The organism is Streptomyces albidicamelliae, from assembly GCF_025642175.1.
In the GTDB taxonomy this organism is placed as follows: Bacteria; Actinomycetota; Actinomycetes; order Streptomycetales; family Streptomycetaceae; genus Streptomyces; species Streptomyces albidocamelliae.
On sequence record NZ_CP106795.1, the window covers coordinates 145,463 to 163,210 of the forward strand.

The 17,748-nt window shown below is 70.5% G+C and carries 16 protein-coding genes; 8 read left to right on the plus strand and 8 right to left on the minus strand.

Features of this window, described 5'->3' with window-relative positions:
• Window positions 1-391: 391 nt before the first annotated feature.
• Complete coding sequence (locus N8I86_RS00775; protein WP_073896544.1) at window positions 392-958, minus strand: type 1 glutamine amidotransferase domain-containing protein; 567 nt, start codon at window positions 956-958, stop codon at window positions 392-394.
• 171 nt (window positions 959-1,129) lie between these two features.
• Entirely contained in the window at window positions 1,130-1,579 is a 450-nt protein-coding gene (locus N8I86_RS00780) for a DUF1931 family protein (RefSeq protein ID WP_263276742.1), read from the minus strand.
• Window positions 1,580-2,190: 611 nt separating this feature from the next.
• Here N8I86_RS00780 and N8I86_RS00785 point away from each other — a divergent pair.
• The 3 genes from N8I86_RS00785 to N8I86_RS00790 all read left to right on the plus strand — a co-directional run bounded on the left by N8I86_RS00785 (window position 2,191) and on the right by N8I86_RS00790 (window position 3,835).
• Complete coding sequence (locus tag N8I86_RS00785; RefSeq protein ID WP_123439399.1) at window positions 2,191-2,568, plus strand: DUF2267 domain-containing protein; 378 nt, start codon at window positions 2,191-2,193, stop codon at window positions 2,566-2,568.
• Window positions 2,565-2,783 carry a glycogen debranching N-terminal domain-containing protein gene (locus N8I86_RS39180; protein ID WP_404830865.1) on the plus strand — a complete coding sequence of 73 codons (219 nt, stop codon included), beginning with the start codon at window positions 2,565-2,567 and terminating at the stop codon, window positions 2,781-2,783. The genes N8I86_RS00785 and N8I86_RS39180 overlap by 4 nt, the downstream gene beginning before the upstream one ends.
• An 80-nt stretch (window positions 2,784-2,863) precedes the next feature.
• A complete protein-coding gene (locus N8I86_RS00790; protein ID WP_073896896.1) occupies window positions 2,864-3,835 on the plus strand; it encodes an LLM class oxidoreductase in 972 nt (323 codons plus the stop codon).
• Between the two features lie 40 nt (window positions 3,836-3,875).
• Here the strand turns inward: N8I86_RS00790 and N8I86_RS00795 are convergent, their stop codons facing one another.
• From N8I86_RS00795 to N8I86_RS00805, 3 genes are all read right to left on the minus strand, one after another.
• On the minus strand, window positions 3,876-4,484 hold the full coding sequence (locus tag N8I86_RS00795) for an NADPH-dependent FMN reductase (protein ID WP_263276743.1): 609 nt from the start codon (window positions 4,482-4,484) through the stop codon (window positions 3,876-3,878).
• A 13-nt stretch (window positions 4,485-4,497) separates the two neighbouring features.
• Window positions 4,498-5,343 carry an aldo/keto reductase gene (locus N8I86_RS00800; protein WP_263276744.1) on the minus strand — a complete coding sequence of 282 codons (846 nt, stop codon included), beginning with the start codon at window positions 5,341-5,343 and terminating at the stop codon, window positions 4,498-4,500.
• Between the two features lie 102 nt (window positions 5,344-5,445).
• Window positions 5,446-6,786: an MFS transporter gene (locus N8I86_RS00805; protein ID WP_404830866.1), complete on the minus strand. Its 1,341-nt coding sequence runs from the start codon at window positions 6,784-6,786 to the stop codon at window positions 5,446-5,448.
• A 113-nt stretch (window positions 6,787-6,899) separates the two neighbouring features.
• Between N8I86_RS00805 and N8I86_RS00810 the strand changes: the two genes are divergently transcribed.
• Window positions 6,900-7,790, plus strand: coding sequence for a LysR family transcriptional regulator (locus tag N8I86_RS00810; RefSeq protein ID WP_263276746.1), 891 nt, complete (start codon window positions 6,900-6,902; stop codon window positions 7,788-7,790).
• A 605-nt stretch (window positions 7,791-8,395) separates the two neighbouring features.
• Here the strand turns inward: N8I86_RS00810 and N8I86_RS00815 are convergent.
• Window positions 8,396-8,776, minus strand: a complete 381-nt coding sequence (locus N8I86_RS00815) for a DUF2267 domain-containing protein (RefSeq protein ID WP_073896530.1) — start codon at window positions 8,774-8,776, stop codon at window positions 8,396-8,398.
• A 230-nt stretch (window positions 8,777-9,006) separates the two neighbouring features.
• Between N8I86_RS00815 and N8I86_RS00820 the strand changes: the two genes are divergently transcribed.
• Window positions 9,007-10,431, plus strand: coding sequence for an NAD-dependent succinate-semialdehyde dehydrogenase (locus tag N8I86_RS00820; protein WP_263276747.1), 1,425 nt, complete (start codon window positions 9,007-9,009; stop codon window positions 10,429-10,431).
• Window positions 10,432-11,294: 863 nt separating this feature from the next.
• Here the strand turns inward: N8I86_RS00820 and N8I86_RS00825 are convergent.
• A complete protein-coding gene (locus N8I86_RS00825; RefSeq protein WP_263276748.1) occupies window positions 11,295-13,076 on the minus strand; it encodes a helix-turn-helix domain-containing protein in 1,782 nt (593 codons plus the stop codon).
• Window positions 13,077-13,683: 607 nt separating this feature from the next.
• Here N8I86_RS00825 and N8I86_RS00830 point away from each other — a divergent pair.
• Together N8I86_RS00830 and N8I86_RS00835 are read left to right on the plus strand one after the other, a co-directional pair.
• Window positions 13,684-14,343: a hypothetical protein gene (locus tag N8I86_RS00830; RefSeq protein WP_263276749.1), complete on the plus strand. Its 660-nt coding sequence runs from the start codon at window positions 13,684-13,686 to the stop codon at window positions 14,341-14,343.
• A 29-nt stretch (window positions 14,344-14,372) separates the two neighbouring features.
• Complete coding sequence (locus tag N8I86_RS00835; protein WP_073896889.1) at window positions 14,373-14,735, plus strand: hypothetical protein; 363 nt, start codon at window positions 14,373-14,375, stop codon at window positions 14,733-14,735.
• A gap of 370 nt (window positions 14,736-15,105) precedes the next feature.
• Here the strand turns inward: N8I86_RS00835 and N8I86_RS00840 are convergent, their stop codons facing one another.
• A complete protein-coding gene (locus N8I86_RS00840) occupies window positions 15,106-15,768 on the minus strand; it encodes an SDR family oxidoreductase (RefSeq protein ID WP_263276750.1) in 663 nt (220 codons plus the stop codon).
• 553 nt (window positions 15,769-16,321) lie between these two features.
• On the opposite strand from N8I86_RS00840, the gene N8I86_RS00845 reads away from it, so the two are divergent.
• The gene (locus N8I86_RS00845) at window positions 16,322-17,497 is read left to right on the plus strand and encodes a glutathione-independent formaldehyde dehydrogenase (protein WP_263276751.1); all 1,176 of its coding nucleotides are present in this window, start codon (window positions 16,322-16,324) and stop codon (window positions 17,495-17,497) included.
• Window positions 17,498-17,748 lie beyond the last annotated feature (251 nt).

The following is a 17,748-nucleotide window of genomic DNA, read 5'->3' on the forward strand; positions in this document are numbered from 1 at the left end:
GACCGCTCCGAAGATCAGCCCGTACAGCGTGAGGAGCAGACCGGAGACGTCCGGATCCAGCCAGTTCAGCAGCCCGAGGAATGGCCCTGCGGGCGTGCTCGGTCATGGCCACTCCTTCCGCCTACGGACCGCCGGGCGGTCCCGACAGGCCCAAGAGTGGCTGTTCACCCGGTCGCCCCGCCTGCGCCCAGCGGGTCGAAAAGTGGCACCGGCGGTCGGTCTGCGAGGACAGGAGGCGGGATGACGATTCGGGCTCGACGCGGCTGCGCGACGCCACGGACCGGCGGCCGTACGGAGGCGACCGCCAAGGCCGACCGGCATGTGGGGTGGAGAGCGGACCCGCCTCCACCGTGCAACGCCCGCTCCCACCGCCTGCGACCAGTCCGCCGGGTCAGCCGGGCATGGGGTGCTGCGCCTGGGCGAACTGCTCCACGACGGCGGCGCAGAAGGCGGGCAGGTCTGCCGGACCGCGGCTGGTGACCAACTGCCCGTCGACGACCACCTCCTGGTCGCCGACGACCTCCGCGCCGGCGTTGCGAAGGTCGGTGCGGATGCTGGGCCAGGACGTCAGGCGACGGCCGCGCACGGCGTCGGCTTCCGCCAGGGTCCACGGGCCGTGGCAGATCGATGCGACCGGTTTCCCGCTGGCCATGAAGTCCTTGACGAACTGCACCGCGTCGCGGTCCATGCGCAGTTGGTCGGGGTTCATGGTGCCGCCGGGCAGAAGCAGGGCATGGTAGTCGTCGACGGAGGCGTCGGCGACCAAGCGGTCCACGGGGAAGGTTCCGGCCGCGTTGAGGTCGAACTGGCGCGCCTGGATCTCGCCGTGGCGGAGCGAGACGATCTCGGTCTTCGCCCCTGCGCCCTCCAGCGCACCGCGCGGTCGGTCGAGTTCCACGCGCTCGACGCCGTCGGTGGCCAGGATCGCCACCCGCATCCCCCGCAGTACCTGTGTCATGGCATGGCTCCCTTCAGGAGTCGGTGGTTGTACGACGCGAGCGGCAGGGCCCGTCCGGATCCCTTTTCCGGACCGGGAGCTGCAGGACGCGGCTGAGGGTGCCCCGAGCGTGTGTGTGCGATCACCCGGAGCTGCCGTCGGAACGGCCTTCATACTGAAAGGGCGCGACCGCTACAGCAGCCGGTCGAACACCGCGGTCACGCCGTCCCAGTGGCTGGTCTGCGGGTTCTTGACATCCGGATACATGATTTTGAACGTCTCGGAGAGGGCGACGCTGAGACCGCCGATGATCTCGGGGTAGCGCTCTTCGGTCTCCTGGGTGGGTGTCCTGTCGAGGGGAGGGTGCGCGGCGAGCTGTTCCAGGATCGGCTTCAACTCGACCTCCTCGTCGAGCCGCCGGAACCGGTGGATGCTCTCCTGGAGGCCCTTGGTGATCGGTAGGTCCCACGGTTCGACGGTGTCCCGGCCGTTGGCCTTGGCCGACGCCTGGCCGACGACCAGGAGGTCGTAGAGCTTGGCGTCGACGAAGTCGCCGTACCGCTTCAGGTCGTTCTTGTCCACGTCGAGGCCTGCGGCGGCGCGGAAGAACCTCTCGAACTTCGACACACCCATCACGGTCATGCCTCTCGCCTCCTCACCGGGAACCGGACGGCGTCGTTCGCTCTCGCCAGCGCCGCCATCGGCTGGTACCGGTCGAGATTCGCAGAGCCCGCCTGCTGAGCGCCTCCGCACCCCAGGCCGAAAAAGAGCACCCCCTCCTACCCTGGCAGAGCAGCATGGACCGCGCAGGCATCCCCGGGCCGGCCGTGCCGCCGTCCCTCCGCAGGAAGCGGCGCGGCGTCACAGCGCCTCGAACGAGAGCCGCTGACCGGACGACATGACCGACTCGGGGAAGCGGGACTGTGTCAGGGCGTCCCGACGAGCGGGAAACGCGACGGCGGAAAGCCGACCGAGCTCACAGGCACGGCGCCCTGACGCAGACCGGCGCCGGTGTCCCCTTTGCCGTGGCGGACCGACTGCACTTGTGCTCCGAGGTCTACGGAGCCCGCCGCTTTTCCGCCCGCTGGGAGCAAGCAGGGTGTGGCCCACATCCGGAGCATGGAAATGGCCTCTGCTAGCCGCATGCACCATGACGCGCACCAGCCCGCCGCCACCCCCACACAAACGACGCACCTTTCGGTGGCTGCCTCAGGTCCCGCGCCAGGCAGTGCAAATCGGAAGAAGGACAACTCATGGACTACAACACCTTCCTCGACACCATCACCCGGCGCGCCCCTGTCCCCCCGGAGAAGGCGGAGCCCCTCACCCGCGCCACCCTGGAAACCTTGGCCGAGCGGCTCACGAGGGGTGAGGCGGAGGACCTCGCGTCCGAACTGCCCAAGCCGTTGAAGGAGCCGCTGGTCTCTCCCACTCCGGAGGCCGAACGCTTCGGACTCGACGAGTTCATCAATCGGGTGAGCAGGCGAGCGGGGGTGAGCCCGGACGAGGCCCGCGAGGGCGTACGGGCCGAGCTGAGCACCCTGAAGGACGCGGTCAGTGACGGAGAGTTCCGCCACGTAATGTCCCAGCTGCCCCGGGACTTCGAGGCTCTCGTCGGCGCCCCGGGCTGAGCGGGGCCTGCGTCTCGGGCGCCTCGGGCGACCTGGAGGCCGAGGCGCCGCAGGGGCTGTTCTTCCGCGACGTCCGGGTCATCCCCGGCTGGCAGGTCCGGCATGGCAAACCGCCACCTCGGCGGGCGTCACGGGTCCCGGAACGACGCGCCCCAGCACGGAGCAGGGCACGGATACGGACCCGGACACGACCTATTCGCCGGAGGATCGCATGACACTACCGACAGTTCCCTCAGCCGACGCACCAGTGCACGTCGAAGGCGGAACGCAGCGGCCGTTCTCCGAGCACGCGGCCATGGCCAGGGCGTATCCCGGCGGCAGGATGACCGTTGGCGCCATTACGCCCCTGGAGGGCTTCGAAGGGCCCGTGCCGTCCCTGGCCGGGCACATAGAACGGATCCAGCAGGCCGAGCGGGCCGGCTTCGCCTCGGTGTGGGTCCGTGACGTGCCGCTGCTGGACCCGAGCTTCGGGGACGCCGGGCAGGTCTTCGACCCGTGGGTGTACCTGGGACAGCTCAGTGCCCGCACCACCTCGATCACACTGGGAACCGCCAGCATCGTCATGCCGCTGCGGCATCCCTTGCACACCGCCAAGGCGGCCGCCTCGGTGGACCAACTGTCAGGCGGACGCCTCCTGCTCGGGGTGGCCACCGGTGACCGGCCCGTGGAGTTCCCGGCCTTCGGGCAGGACCTGGCCGGCCGGGCCGAGAGGTTCCGGCAGTCGCTGGAGTACTTCCGTGTCGTCCTGGAGCACCGGTTCCCCCACGTGGAGTCGCCGCTCGGCCGGATGCGCGGCACCGATCTGCTGCCCAAGCCGGTGTACCGGCGGATCCCCGTACTGATGACGGGACACGGCAGGCAGGACGTCCGGTGGATCGCCGACAACACGGACGGCTGGCTGTACTACACCCCGCCGCTCCAGCAGCAGGCCGAGAACATCGAGCGGTGGCGGGAGCTGACCCGGGGCGACGGCGGTGGGTTCAAGCCGTACGCGCAGGCCACCTATCTGGATCTGACCGAGGATCCGCTGGCCCTGCCCCGGCGCATCCACCAGGGCTTCTCGGTGGGCCGGGTGTCGTTCCTGGCGATGATGCGGGCCTGGCAGGACATCGGCATCGATCAGCTGATGATCAACTTCAAGCACAGCCGCCGTCCGGTCGCCGAAGTGATCGACGAACTGGCCGAGCACGTGCTGCCGCACTTCCCACCCGGGCGCTTCGCGGCGCGCGGCGAGCACCGGCGGCCCGTGGAGCGGACCGGGTCGTGAGGAAGCCGGCCTCGGCGCCCCCCACGTGACAGGGCCGGGCTCAGCTCCGGACGGCCCCGGACGGCCGTTCCTGCGCGTAGTCGCACGTGCCCTCCGCCCGGAACTGCAGGGCCGCCCTGGTCACCTCCGCGCCGAGGCCGCGCAACTGGTCCGCGACCGCCTGGTCGCTGAGGCGTCCGTCGCCGTCGAAGACCCGGGAGGACCGCGGGACCGCGAACACCAGCGGCACGGCCCAGCCGCGCAACGACCGCACGATGAACTCCATCGCGTTGATCGCCTGCAGGCCCTGCACTCCGCCGGCGGTCGTCAGCATCCCCACGGGTTTGTTGCTGAGGTAGGGCGGGTCGTGGTCGGCCAGGAGGGCGAGCCAGTCCACCGCGTTCTTGAAAGCGCCGCTGACCGACCCGTGGTAGGTCGGGCTGCTCCACAGCAGGGCGTCGGCGGCCTGAACGGTGTCCGCAAGCCGGCGGGCGGACGCGGGGATCTTGTGCTCGGACGTGTAGAACGGGAGATCCAGCCGCTTGAGATCGATCACCTGGGTGTCGGCGCCCGCATCGGCCGCCCCCTCGACCGCCACACGCAGTGCGGTGAGGCTGGTCGACGGAGAGCGCAGCGAACCTCCCATTCCGACGACGAGTGGGCGCGCCATCCTGTCAACTCCTTCAGAGCATCTCCAGGGGCGTGGGCCCACTGGGTGGCGGGAACGCCTCGTCGAGGGCGTCGAGCGCCTCGGTAGGCAGGTGGAGGTCCATCGCGCCGCGGTTCTCCCGAACGTGGTCGGGTGATCCGGAACGCGGGATCGCGGCCACCCCCTGTGCCAGCACCCAGGCGAGTGCCACCTGGGCCGGCGTTGCTCCGAGCGCCCGGGCCACGGCACTCAGAGCCTCCACCTTCAGCAGCCGCCCCTGCTCGATCGGCGAGTAGGACTGGACCGTCACCCCGGCCTCACGGCACCAGGGGAGAAGATCCCACTCGATGCCGCGCCGGGAGAGGTTGAACAACACCTGGTCGACGGCCACGGCGTCGCCGCCGGGGAGGGCCGTCAGCTCGACCAGGTCGGCGACGTCGAGATTGCTCACGCCCCAGTGACGGATCTTGTCCGCCTCCATCAGGTCGGTGAATCCCGCGAGGGTCTCCTCAAGCGGCCCCCGTCCCCGCCAGTGCAGCAGGTAGAGGTCCAGCCGCTCCGTACGGAGCCGCCGCAGGCTGCCCTCGCAGGCGGCGACGGTGCCCTTCCGGTCGGCGTGGCGGGGCAGCACCTTGCTGACGAGGAAGACCTCGTCCCGGCGCCCCCGGAGGGCCTCCCCGACGAGCTCCTCGGCTGCGCCGTCGCCGTACATCTCCGCCGTGTCGACGACGGTCATGCCCAGGTCGACGCCCAGCCGCAGCGCGGCGATCTCCTGTTCACGCCGGGCCGGGTCCTCGCCCAGGTACCAGGTTCCCTGCCCGAGCGCCGCGATCTCCTCACCGGCGGGGAGCGCGATCGTTCTGGCCGATTCCGCAGACATCTCGGGCCTCCCGTCCGCCGCGAATCCGTGTCACGCGCACCCGCACCGGGTGCCCAGGTCCGCGCCTCCCAGACAATCGATGTCGCATGCGCCGCGGAACGGTCAGGAGGGGCGAGCGGACTGCGCCGGGAGCTCGCCGGGACCGGGTGCGCGGTCGCGCAACGCGACGGCGACCGACACAACGGCTCCGCAGGAGAGGACCGCCGCGAAGCCGATCATCGCGGTCTGCACGGCGAAGTGCCGCAGGGCGATGCTGAACAGGACGGAGGGCAGGCCCATTCCCAGGTACGCGACGACGAAGAACACGGCGAGGACCCCCGCGCGTGAGGTGGGCTCGGCCACTGAACCGGCACGTTCGACTCCTCCCTTGAACAGCAGCCCGGAGCCGGCTCCCGACAGGGACACGGCGACCAGGTAGAGCCAGAGCGCCGGGTGGTAGAGGGCGACGGCGCACAGGACCAGGCCGACCGGGAAGGCCACTGCCCCCACCGTCAGGAGCCGGGGCAGTGGGAGACGGCCCAGCACCAGCTGGGCGGATGCCGCGGAACCGAACATGAGGAAGGCCGCCAGGCCGACCACCAGGTGCGAGTCGGTGTGCAGGGTGCCGTGGAGCACGCTCGCCCCGAGGGAGGAGATCAGACCGAGGATCGCGAAGGCGAAGGCGCCCAGCGCGCCGGCCGCGCCGAACGCCCGCCGGCCGCCTGGACGCAGGACGAACCTGCTGGGCGGTCGAGCCGCGGGCAACTCCAGGTCCACGGTCTCCGGCGTGCGCAGCACCAGCGTCAGGCACACTGCCATGGCGAGCGTGAAGATCGCCTGGGCCGTGATCAGGGGCATGGGGAGCCACTCGGCGGCGGCTCCGGCGACCAGGGGCCCTGAGGCCAGGCCGCCGAGGTTCGCGGCGGTGGCCACGATGCCGGGCAGCACCGAACCCGCCCGTTCCGGACGGGCCTCGTGGTAAAGGTCGTGCAGGTACGTCGTCGCGGTCGAGGCCATCAGCCCCAGTCCGACACCGTTCAGGATCCTGCCCGCGATCAGCCCCGGCAGGTCCCGCCACACGATCAGTACGACCGACGCCACGATGCCGACCGCCAGCGCCGGGACGATGATGCGCCGCCGGCCGAGCCGGTCCGACAGGTGCCCCAGTCCCAGGAAGGCGGCCGCTGCGCCCACGACCATCGAGGCGTACGCCACCGTGACCGTGGTCGCGCCGAAGTGGTCCCTGGCCTCGTACAGCGGCCACAACGGGGTCGGCGCGGTGCCGAAGGCCATCAGTACGGCGAACGCCACGGCCACGAACCAGAAGCCGCTCGTGTGCGAGGCACGGCGCCGGGCGGGGACGCGGGGCGACAGCTCGGCGGGAGCGGGTGCTGGGATCGGCTGGGTCGGGTCGTCGGGAGCGTCGGCTGTGGGACGGCTCAGCGGCGTCGGAACGGCAGGCAGGGGTACCCCTCCTCGGGCGGAAGCGGATGGCGTCTTCCATCCTCCTCACCAGCCAGAATCAGTGCCAACGAATCTTTTTGCTGGGCTCCAGCAATGTGAGTGATACTTCTGGTGTGGAGCTACGTCAGTTGCAGCACTTCATCGCGGTCGCCGAGGAGCTGAGTTTCACGCGTGCCGCCCGTCGGCTGCACGTGGTGCAGTCAGGGGTGTCAGCCGCGATCCGCTCCCTGGAGCGCGAGCTCGGCTGCGCGCTGTTCGAGCGCACGTCGCAACAGGTCCGGCTCACCGGGGCGGGCGCGGCGCTCCTGCCGGAAGCTCGGGCCACCCTGAACGCCGCCCAGGCCGCCCAGGACGCCGTGCGCGCCGCACAGGACACGCTGCGCGGCACGGTGAACGTGGGCGCCATGGCCTCGGTCGAGGTGGTGGACCTGCCTGCGCTCCTCGGGCAGTTGCACGCGCGGCATCCGGCGATCGACGTCCGGCTGCGGCTGGCGACGGCCGGCTCGGCGGGACTGGCGCGCGCGCTGCTCAGTGGGGACCTTGACGTGGCCTTCCTGTCGCTGCCCGAACGCAAGCCCGCAGGGATCGACGCACGGGAGCTGGCCACCGTGCCGCTCGTCCTGGCGGCGAACGCCGCCCACCCGCTCGCGCAGCGGGGAAAGGTGGCACTTGCGGACCTCGCCGGGGAGCCCTTCGTGGACTTCCCGCCGGGCTACGGCAACCGCGAGGTGGTCGACCGGGCGTTCGCGGCGGCGGGCGTCGTACGCCGGGTGGCACTGGAAGTGCCCGACATCGACATGGGGGCGGCACTGGTCCGGCACGGTCTCGGCATCGCCTTCCTGCCCGCTTTCGCCGTTGCCCGCACCCCCGGCCTGCACGTCCTCGACGTCCGCGACACCATGCTCCGCTGGAGCATGCATCTCGGTACGTCGTCGACCCGGCGACCCAGCTCGGCCCTGGGGGCGCTGCTCGATCTGGTCGACCTCCACGTCATCGCCCTGTGACGCCCGGGCAGCAGCCCACGCGTCACCCGTCGGTGGTGTCCGGCCCCCCTGCGTCCGCCTCGCTCCGGCCGCGACACCTGCCGCCGCGTCCGCTGACGCTCACGCTGCCGTCGTCGACAGGCGACGTCGGACACGTTGTGGTCCCCTTCGAGGCTGGTCCCGAGACCCCCGCCGGTCATCGCGATGGCGGTGACGACCCGGGCCAGGAAGAAGTAGTCGCCGACGCCGACCTGCCGTCCGACGAACGTGCGCAGGACGGACGGGGCCGGCAGCAGGAAGGAGACGACGCTCTCATGCTGAGCGGAGCGGTCATCGTGTCGACCTGCCATCCGACCCGGGTACGGACTGCCCGGCGGAGATGGTCGGGCAACCAAGCCCGGGTGATCTCCGACGGCGGTCCGGGGTCGGCCAACAGCACGACACGCACGGATCTGCCGCAGGAGGTCTCGGGCACGTCAGCCGTCATGACCACACCTTCGTGTGCCCCCGCGCCATCGCGGCCGCGAGGGACCGGCGATCCGTGGGCGTCAGCCACGGTGCCCCGGTGCACACGCAGCGTCCGGGCCGCCGGCGCCGCGACACGGGCGCCGTGCCGAAGGCTCGGGTCACTCGGCGGATTCGAGGGCCTGGGAGAAGTCCGTTCCGAGCTGCGACATCAGGTCGTTGAACTCCTTCTCACTGATCGCCTCGCGGAGCACGGCAAGTACGGTCCGCACACCCCGGTCGGCTTCCTCCTCCTTGAGCATGGTGCGTTCGGCAACGCGCCGAACGCTGTCGTGGTGGCCGAAGCGCTCGATGCGGTCCGTGGTTCCCCGGCGCACCGCCTCCGCGAGGCTCTCGGGGAGCTCGGTGATCAGGTCCCTGGCCTCGCCAGAGCTCAGTCTGTGGGCCAGCGTCTCGAGCGTGGCCCAGGTCAGGTCCGCCGCCTCCTGCCGGCTCAGTCCGGTGCGCTCGGCGACGGTGCGGACGAATTCCTGCTCATCCATGCGTCGTCCTCCTTCGCTGCTGTGTTGCGACGAACGGCGCGGATCCCCTGCAAGCCTGCCACGCCGGCCCGGCCCGCGCCCGCCCACGGTCCGCGGCACACAGACGAAGAGCCACACAGGAGAGCGTCACGTAGCCGAACTCGGGTGGCGACTCTGCCGATTCGACGTGACTCACGTGTGAGCGGGTCCGGGCGTGGAAACCCGAGGTGCCCCGACTCCAGGGAGGCGTCATGGACGCCCATGTCACTGCCCAGGGAAGCCCCATCGCCACGGTCAACCCGTACACAGGTGAAAGGGTTCGCGAATTCCCGCCGCTGAGCTCGGAGGAGGTAGGGCGGGCGATCGACGCGGCGCACCGCAGCTTTCCCGACTGGCGGGCCCGGTCGACGGCCGACCGGGGGGCCGTCGTGCGACGCGTCGGCGGGCTGATGAGGGAGCGCAAGGAGGAACTGGCCCACCTCCTGACCCTTGAGGTCGGCAAGCTGATCGACTCCAGCCGTGCAGAGGTCGACCTCGCGTCCGACATCCTCACCTACTACGGCGAGCACGGCCCCGAGTTGCTGGAAGAACGACCCCTGCCGGTGCCCGAGGGGACGGCCGTGCTGGTGAACGAGCCGCTCGGCGTCCTTCTCGGTGTGATGCCGTGGAACTTCCCGCTGTACCAGGTCGTCCGATTCGCGGCTCCGAACCTCGTCCTCGGCAACACGATCCTGCTCAAGCACGCGAGTAGCTGTCCCCAGTCCGCACTGGCAATCGAGCAGCTGTTCACGGATACGGGTGTGCCGTCCGGGGTCTACACCAATCTCTTCGTCCGGGGCGCGGACGTCGGGAAGATCATCGATGACTGTCGAGTGCAGGGAGCGTCACTGACCGGAAGCGAGCGGGCGGGCGTGAGCCTGGGCCAGATCGCGGGCCGCAATGTCAAGAAGTCCGTCCTCGAGCTGGGTGGCAGTGATCCCTTCGTCGTGCTGGACGATCACAACCTTGAGCGCACCGTGTACGCCGCGTTCCTCGGCCGGATGGGCAACACCGGGCAGTGCTGCGTGGCGGCCAAGCGCTTCATCGCCCTCGCCGACGTCTACGACGCCTTCGTCACCGGGCTGCGCGACCGGATGAGCGAGATGCAACCGGGAGATCCGGTCGACCCCGCCACCACGCTCGGCCCGCTGTCCTCCGAGGCCGCGGCGGAACTCCTGATGGAGCAGGTTCGTGACGCGGTGGACAAGGGAGCCACGGTGGTGCTGGGCGGCGGGCGGCCCGACCTGCCGGGCGCCTTCGTCGAGCCGACCCTTCTCACCGACGTCACACCGGACATGCGGGCCTACCAGGAAGAGCTCTTCGGCCCCGTCGCCACGGTCTACCGGGTCGCCGACGAGGACGAGGCCGTGGCACTGGCCAACACCTCCCCCTACGGCCTGGGTGGCGCGGTCTTCGCCGCCGACCCGGAACGTGCTCGCGGAGTCGCGAACCGGCTGGAGGCGGGCATGGTATGGATCAACCACCCGACCGCTTCCCGACCGGAGCTGCCCTTCGGCGGCATCAAGCGCTCCGGCTACGGGCGCGAACTCGGCGACGTGGGCATCATGGAATTCGCGAACCGCAAGCTCGTGCGCTACGTGGACGCCGACGCCCCGATCGCAGAAGTGCTGGGCTGACCTGCGAGCCGGTCGACGCGGTCTCCATGGCAGTTGGGGGTGTCGGAGCCCACCAGGCTGCGTTCGAGCGGCTACAGCAGCGACTTGCCGGGCGCGGGAGTTGTCGGCGCACTTCGTGGCCTTCGACCTGGTCCACGGAGGCGACGACCTGACCGGCCGGCCGTATGCGCGGCGTCGCTCGGCGCCGGAGCCGTCGTTCGCCGCCTGGGTGCGCCGTTCACGTTGACGCGGGAAGGGCCGGCGTGGACGGCGGCCGGGGTGGAGGGGTTGTGCTTAAGCGCCTGAGGAGTGGACACGGCCCCCAGCGCAGTCAGTCCGGGGAATCGTCGGGCGCCTGGTGCGTGCCGAGCGGCAGCCGGTCCACACCACCGCCGTGCGGTGCGCACCGATGCGGTGTATATCGATGGTGGACACGCGGCATCCGGGGCAGACACGGCGAACCGTCGGCGCCCGCCGAACGCCCTCACGGGCGCGCAACGGGACTCTCGCCAAGGCCGGGGCCGGTGCGGTTGCTCGCGCCCTGGTCAGCCCGCTGTCCACTGGGAACGGCGCACCGAAGTCCACGACGCCTTTCTCACCGTCGCCTCCAGCTCTGGCTGCCGGAGGCGCATCAAGAGGGCCGGCACGGATGCGGGTAAGAAGATCGTGGCCCGCAGGCGACGCGTCGTGACCGACCCACCGGTCTCCTCCCGGCGGTGCTGGTCACCGCGACCGGGCTCCAGGACTGGGCAGCCCGCACCCGGCTGCCCGACCAGGTCGCCGGCCGTCCCGGCAGCCGCAGGGCGGCCCGGATGCTCCTCCGCCGCCCGGCCCACCCCACTCCACCGCTGGGACACCACTCCCCCAGCAGTTCCAGCGAGGCGTCAGCCGGGCCTGCCCAGCACGATCTTCCACACTCGGGTCGCCACCTGGAGGTTCAGCCGGTCCTCGACGTTCGCGAGGTCGTTGCCGCTGATGTCGCGGATGCGCTGGAGACGATAGCGCAGCGTGCTGCGGTGGATCGCGAGGGATTCTGCGGTCTCGTCGTAGTTGCCGCCGCAGTCGAAGTACCGGGACAGGGTCTCCACCAAGGTCGCGTGGTGCCGGGAGTCGTAGTCGATGAGCTGCCCGAGCCACTCCCGCACGAACGACTCCAGTTCCTGGTAATCGTTGCCGGGTCCCAGGATGCGGTAGAGGCCGAGCTCCTCGAAGAACGTCGTGCCGTAGCGCTCACGGGAGTGGCGGCGCACGTCCAGGGCGCGCTGCGCCTCCCGGTAGTGGTGGGGGATGTCGATCAGGGAGTCGGAAGGGGCGCTCACCCCGATCGTCCCGGACCGTGTTCCGGTCTCCCGGGCGAGCGCTTCGTACAGCGCGCGGGGATGCGGCTTGTCGTCGGCGATCAGGACGACGTGGTCGGAGCGTCGGGTCAGCAGCGAGCGCATGCCCACGGCAGTGGCCGCCCGCCCCACGGTCTGTGCGAAGGAATCGTCGGCGGTCCGGTTCGACCACTGCACCACGACGACGTAGTGGCTGCGGTGCAGGTCGTGTCCGACTGCCTCGGACCGGGTGTAGGCGCTCACCTCGTCCGTCCCTGCCAGGAGGTCGTCCACCAGCTCGCGGTGCAGCCTCAGCTCCACCTCGGCCAGATTGCGCAGGTGCGCCAGCTCCGGGGCGAGAGCCGCGGCAGCGTGTTCAAGCGCGAGTACGGTGTGCTCGTCGGCCTCGTCCCGCGCATCGACCAGGGCCAGCACGCCCAGGATGTCGCCGTGCGGGCGGATCAGGGTGATCAGCCGGTCCCTTACCCGCACCGGCCCGGCCTGACAGGCGACGGCGTGCAGCATTTCTTCCTGGCGCAGTGGGTCCGGTTCGGGATAGGGGACGGGGCGGCTGGGGCCGGTCCAGGACCTCAGCCGACCGAAGCGGTCCTCGACCAGCGCAGGAAGTCCAGTGAGCCCGTGCAGTGCGCGGGTGACAGCTTCTTCGCCGCCACCCGAGGCGGCGATGCCGGACATGAGCGCGTGAACGGCTCGCTCGTAGCCCAGCTCTGCCACCACAGAGATCAGCTGCCGTTGGAGGGCCGTGCGTTCGTCCCTCAGCCGGTGCAGATCCAGCGCATCCTCGCGTCGGCGGCGGTGTGCGAAGGCGGCTGACAACGCAGCAGCGGTGTGCTGGACGAACGTGGCCAGCAGGGCTCGCTCGGCCTTGGTGGGCCGGGAGCGGGACGTGACCACGAGGTAGCCGTGGAGTCCCTCAAGTCCGCGTAGCCCCAGGGCCCGGCCCCAGGGCCTGCCGGGTACGGTCACGCTACCGTCCTGCCCGGCCAGCTCCCACACCCGCCGGCTCACGGCCAAGGCAGGCATCTGCCCGTCCCTTGGACTGGGGACGAGGTCGCCGCTCACATTGAGGTATCCGGCCTCGGCACGGTACAGCCCCGCGGCGGCTATGCGGTCCATGGCCAGGCCCAGGATCTCGACTTCGTCCGGAGTGCCGAACCGAGCGCAGGAGAGCGCGACCCGTTCGCGGGGGGCATGGTCGGCCGGGGTGCGAGCGGGCGGGCGGGGCCCTCCGCGCACGACCGTGGGATGCCGCCCGGCGCTGCCCCGCGGAAGGCTGCCCTTCCGGTGGGCGCAGCGGTGGTACAGGCTGTGCGACCGATCGCCGGCCATGGGACCACTCCGTCCCTAGGAGCCTTGGGCATGTCGCGTACCCGCTCACGGGCCGGCGTACCCGAGATGTGTGGATCCGTCCTCTCGTACTCGTGGGGCGACCGGACCTGTGCATTCCTGACCCGCCAGAGGCAGGCGTGGAGCCACCCGGTTCGTCACCCTGGGGAGTGCCTGAGACCCTCCGTGTGCTTGGACCAGCGAGGGCGAGACGCTCGCCGGCAGGGCCGGCGCGGCCCGCGCACGTCCTGCGTTCGCGGGTCGCGCGGGCGACGGCGCTCGACGAACCACTGCAGGAGGGTGAACACGATGGACCACCGCGGCACCCCCCGGAAGCGCAGAACAGAACTGCGTGTCCCAGGTGCGATGAGCGGATTGCCGAGTCCACGACGGGCGGCGCCGCGTCCACAGCCGCGTGGACCCCCACTCGCGGACGTCACAGAGACCGACGACGCTCTTTCGGGTTCGGCATCTGGCTCCCTGGTGTCATGAGCAAGGACATCGACGCGTATCGCACCCGGCTGGTGGGGCGGTTCGCACGGAGCCGAGCGGGAGCTGGTCGTTCGGCCGCTCCGGACGGTGAAGAACCTATCGCGAGTCGGGAGGAACAATGCGGAACCGGACACTGAGCAAGATCGGCACACAGCTGCTGCGTCTGCGCCACGACTCGTCACAGAGCTCACAGGACGGGGCGGCACCGGCCGACTACGGACTGGACCGCAGGCAGGTCGCCGAATTCGTCGCAGGCACGCTGGACGCGGAGGGCGAGGCGGCGCTCGCCCACCAGGTGGCGCGGCTGCTGCCCTTCCACTGGACCTGGCCCAATCGGGTCGCGGAGGAGATGTCGCAGATCATGGACCACGTCGGTGATCAGCGCGAGCTGGTGGCCTGGCTGGATGGGCACCCCGGCCTGCCACGGCTGGTGGCCCGCCTGTACGTCTTCATGGGCCTCCTCGACAGGTACAGCGCGGTGCCCGCGGTCGTGACCGCGATGCGTGAGTACCGGGAGCGGACACCGTATCCGCCGGGCCTGGAGGCCTACTTGGTGCCTGCCACCGATGACGACACGCTTGCGAGCATTGCCTTCAAGGTCGAGAAACTGCTCGGCGAGGAGCGTACCCGGGAGGCCGTCGAACTGGCCCTGGCCACTGCGGCATGGCTGCAGCAGGTCGCGCCGCGCGCGCGGGAACTCACTCCTGAGGTCGGCGACTTGAGCGAGCTGATGGGGCAGGCACGACAGGATGTCCAGGCGGCAGCAGCCGACATCTGAACACGACTGTCGACCGGGCGGTGAACGGCATGACGGTGAAACGGAACGCGATGGCGTTCAACCACGCAAGGAAGCTGACCGAAGAGGGCCGGATCGTCCTGGACGACCGGGACGAGTGGAGCGAGCACCGGCCTTCGGCCGCGGACGAGAACGCCTACCTCGAGGAGCACGGATTCCACGAGTACGCCAAGTGGTACCTGGGCATCGACGACGAGATGGGAGAGGAGACCAAGGGCCGGTACAAGTTCCCCTATGGCGATTTCGAGCGCGTCCACCGCTGCGGTGTGCTCTCGGCCGAGGTACGCGCCGCACAGCAGAAATACGCGGACATCGAGAACGCCGTCGCACACCTGCACGGAATGCTGGACGGCAGGCGGGCCGAGAACCGGTGACAGCGCCGGAAAAGTGCACCCTTGCGAACGGCGATCCGGCGCGGTCTGGAGAGGCGATCCGCGACCGGACAGCGCCCCCGCCATCACTGCGGCTGCCACGGTGGTGGAGGAAAGCGAGAGGACACCGAGCCACCCGTCGGCCGGTGGACCTACCATGCAGGCGGCTACTACACGCGCGGTCACATGTGCAGCACGAAGTTCGACCGGACCATCATGAGTCACGACTGCTGCGGCCGGTGCCGGAGGCCGTGACTGCCAGGGAGCCCCGCGCATCGCGACTACGAACATCGTGTTGGCCTCGCTGCGCAGCGCCTTGAAAGCGCACGGGTGTGAGTCGTTATCCGCACCTCGTGGAGGGCGGAGTGCGGCGTCAGCCGCCGGCCACGGCGCGCACCGCCTCCTCGACCGGGGTGGACCCGCTGATCAGCTCGAGGATGCGCCCGGCGGTCCTGGGCTCGTGGAGCAGAGCGGCGAGCACCGCGGCCACGTCGTCGCGCGGCACTTGGCCGCGGTCGGTGTGCTCGGCGAGCGTGACGCGGCCACTGCCGGGGTCGTCGGTCAGCATCCCCGGGCGCAGAATCGTCCAGTCCAGTCCCGGACGGGAGGCGATGTCGGCGTCCGCCTCTCCCTTGGCCTTCAGGTAGGCGGCGAACACCGGGTCGGTGCCGGGCGGCGGCGGGCTGTCCACGCCCATCGCGGAGATCACCAGGAAACGGCGCAGCCCGGCGCGCTCGGCCGCGTCGGCGAGGAGGATGGCCGCGTTCCGGTCCACCGTCTGCTTGCGGGCCGCGCCGCTGCCCGGTCCGGCGCCCGCGGCGAACAGTGCCGCGTCGGCGCCGCCGAGGTGGCCGGCCACCTCGTCCACCGAGGCGTGCTCCAGATCGCACACCACCGGTTCCGCGCCGTCCGCGCGCAGGTCGTCGGCGTGGTCCGGGTTGCGGATCAGCCCTGTGACGTTGTCGCCGCGCGCCGAGAGCAGCCGGGTCAGCCGGCGCGCGATCTTTCCGTGTCCACCCGCGATCACCAAGTGCATGGGGTCATTCTTGCCACACGCGACCGCTCACGCCGGGCTGCGGGACTGGCGCGCCAGGTCGGGTCCCGCCGTTGCCGCACAGTCGGCGTACTCGCACACGATGCTGGTGGGCGAGACCACCCGGCCACCGGGTCGCGCCGCAGGTGCGGATCCGGTCTGGAGAGCGACGAGGCGATCCGGGCGGCCGCCCACTCCAGGCGCGAACAGGAACGGCACAGCGTGCCGGCGGACGACCACGGTGACTCGCCAGTGACCGGAGTCGGAGGGGTCCTGGACCGGTGACCGTCCGAGTACGGAATATCCGCTGATCGATCGCTGAAGGGTCGTTTCGCATCGCACGCCGATGGGGACCCGCACCGCACGCCGCCGGAGCGCCGAAGCTCCGCCGAGCGGGTCGCCGACGGAAGCACCGTTCCACCTGATCAGGGTGAACGGCCCGCAGAAACGTGCCGGAGCCACGGACCCCGCCCTGGCAACTTCCGGGAGTCAGGCTCGTCGCGCCGTCTCATCAGCGCCGTGCCGCGGTCATGCCGTGGCACTGAGAGAAGACATCATGAAGGCAGCGGTATACGAAGGACCGCGAACGGTCACAGTGAAGGACGTACCGGACGCGAAGATCGAACACCCCTGCGACATCATCGTCAAGATCACCACCACCAACATCTGCGGTTCGGACCTGCACATGTACGAGGGCCGCACCTCGTTCGAGTCCGGCCGCACCCTGGGACACGAGAACATGGGCGAGGTCGTGGAGGTCGGCTCGGCCGTCCGCAAGGTCCAGGTCGGCGAGTACGTGGTCCTGCCCTTCAACATCGCCTGTGGCTTCTGCAAGCAGTGCGAGCAGGGTCTGACCAACTACTGCCTGACCATGCAGCCGGAACCGGCCCTCGCGGGAGCCGCCTACGGGTTCGCCGACATGGGCCCCTACCAGGGCGGCCAGGCGGAGCTGCTGCGCGTGCCCTACGGCGACTTCAACGCGCTGCGTCTGGGCGAGGACGCCGCCGAGCGGCAGACCGACTACGTGATGCTCGCGGACATCTTCCCCACCGGCTATCACGCCACCGAGATGGCCCATGTCAAGCCGGGCGACCAGACCATCGTCTTCGGGGCCGGTCCCGTCGGCCTGATGGCGACCTACTCCGCCCTCCTCAAGGGCGCAGGGCGCGTCTGGACGGCCGACCACCAGCCCGACCGGCTGCGCAAGGCGGAGGAGATCGGGGCCATCCCGATCAACACCGCCGAGCAGAACCCGGCGGACGTCGTCAAGGAGGCCACCCTCGGGCTGGGCGCCGACAACGGCTGCGAATGCGTCGGCTACCAGGCACACGACCCTCAGGGCCACGAGGACGCCAGCCTCACGCTCAACGGTCTGATCGACTCGGTCAGGTTCACGGGCGACATCGGTGTGGTGGGCGTGTTCCTGCCCCAGGACCCCGGCGGCGCTGAGGCCCAGGGCGAGCTGGAAGCTCAGGGCAAGGTGCCGATCGACTTCGGCATGATGTGGTTCAAGGGCCAGCGCATGGGGACCGGGCAGGCGCCGGTGAAGAGGTACAACCGGGCGTTGCGGGACCTGATCGCCGGCGGGAAGGCCAAGCCGAGTTTCGTCGTCTCCCACGAGCTCAGCCTGGACGAGGCCCCCACCGCCTACGAGCACTTCGACGCCCGTGACGAGGGCTGGACCAAGGTGGTCCTCCATCCGAACGGACACGGGAACGGCCATAAGCGGTAAGGGACTCGGGGCCGCCGTGCCCCCTGTCTCCCTCGGCCTGGTCCGGGGGACGGGTGGCGATCTGCCCGTCCCCCGGACCGGGCCGGGGGCGATCGCCGCGCCCCGGCCGGACCTGAACCAACGACGATGGCCCGCGCTCCGGCCCGGAGGACGGACGGCTTACGTCCAGCGGTGTCCGCAGTGGCAGCGCCCCGTCCAGAGGCTGCGGCCGCCAACCGGTTCGCGGGCCGTGCGGGAGGCTTCCTTGCCCG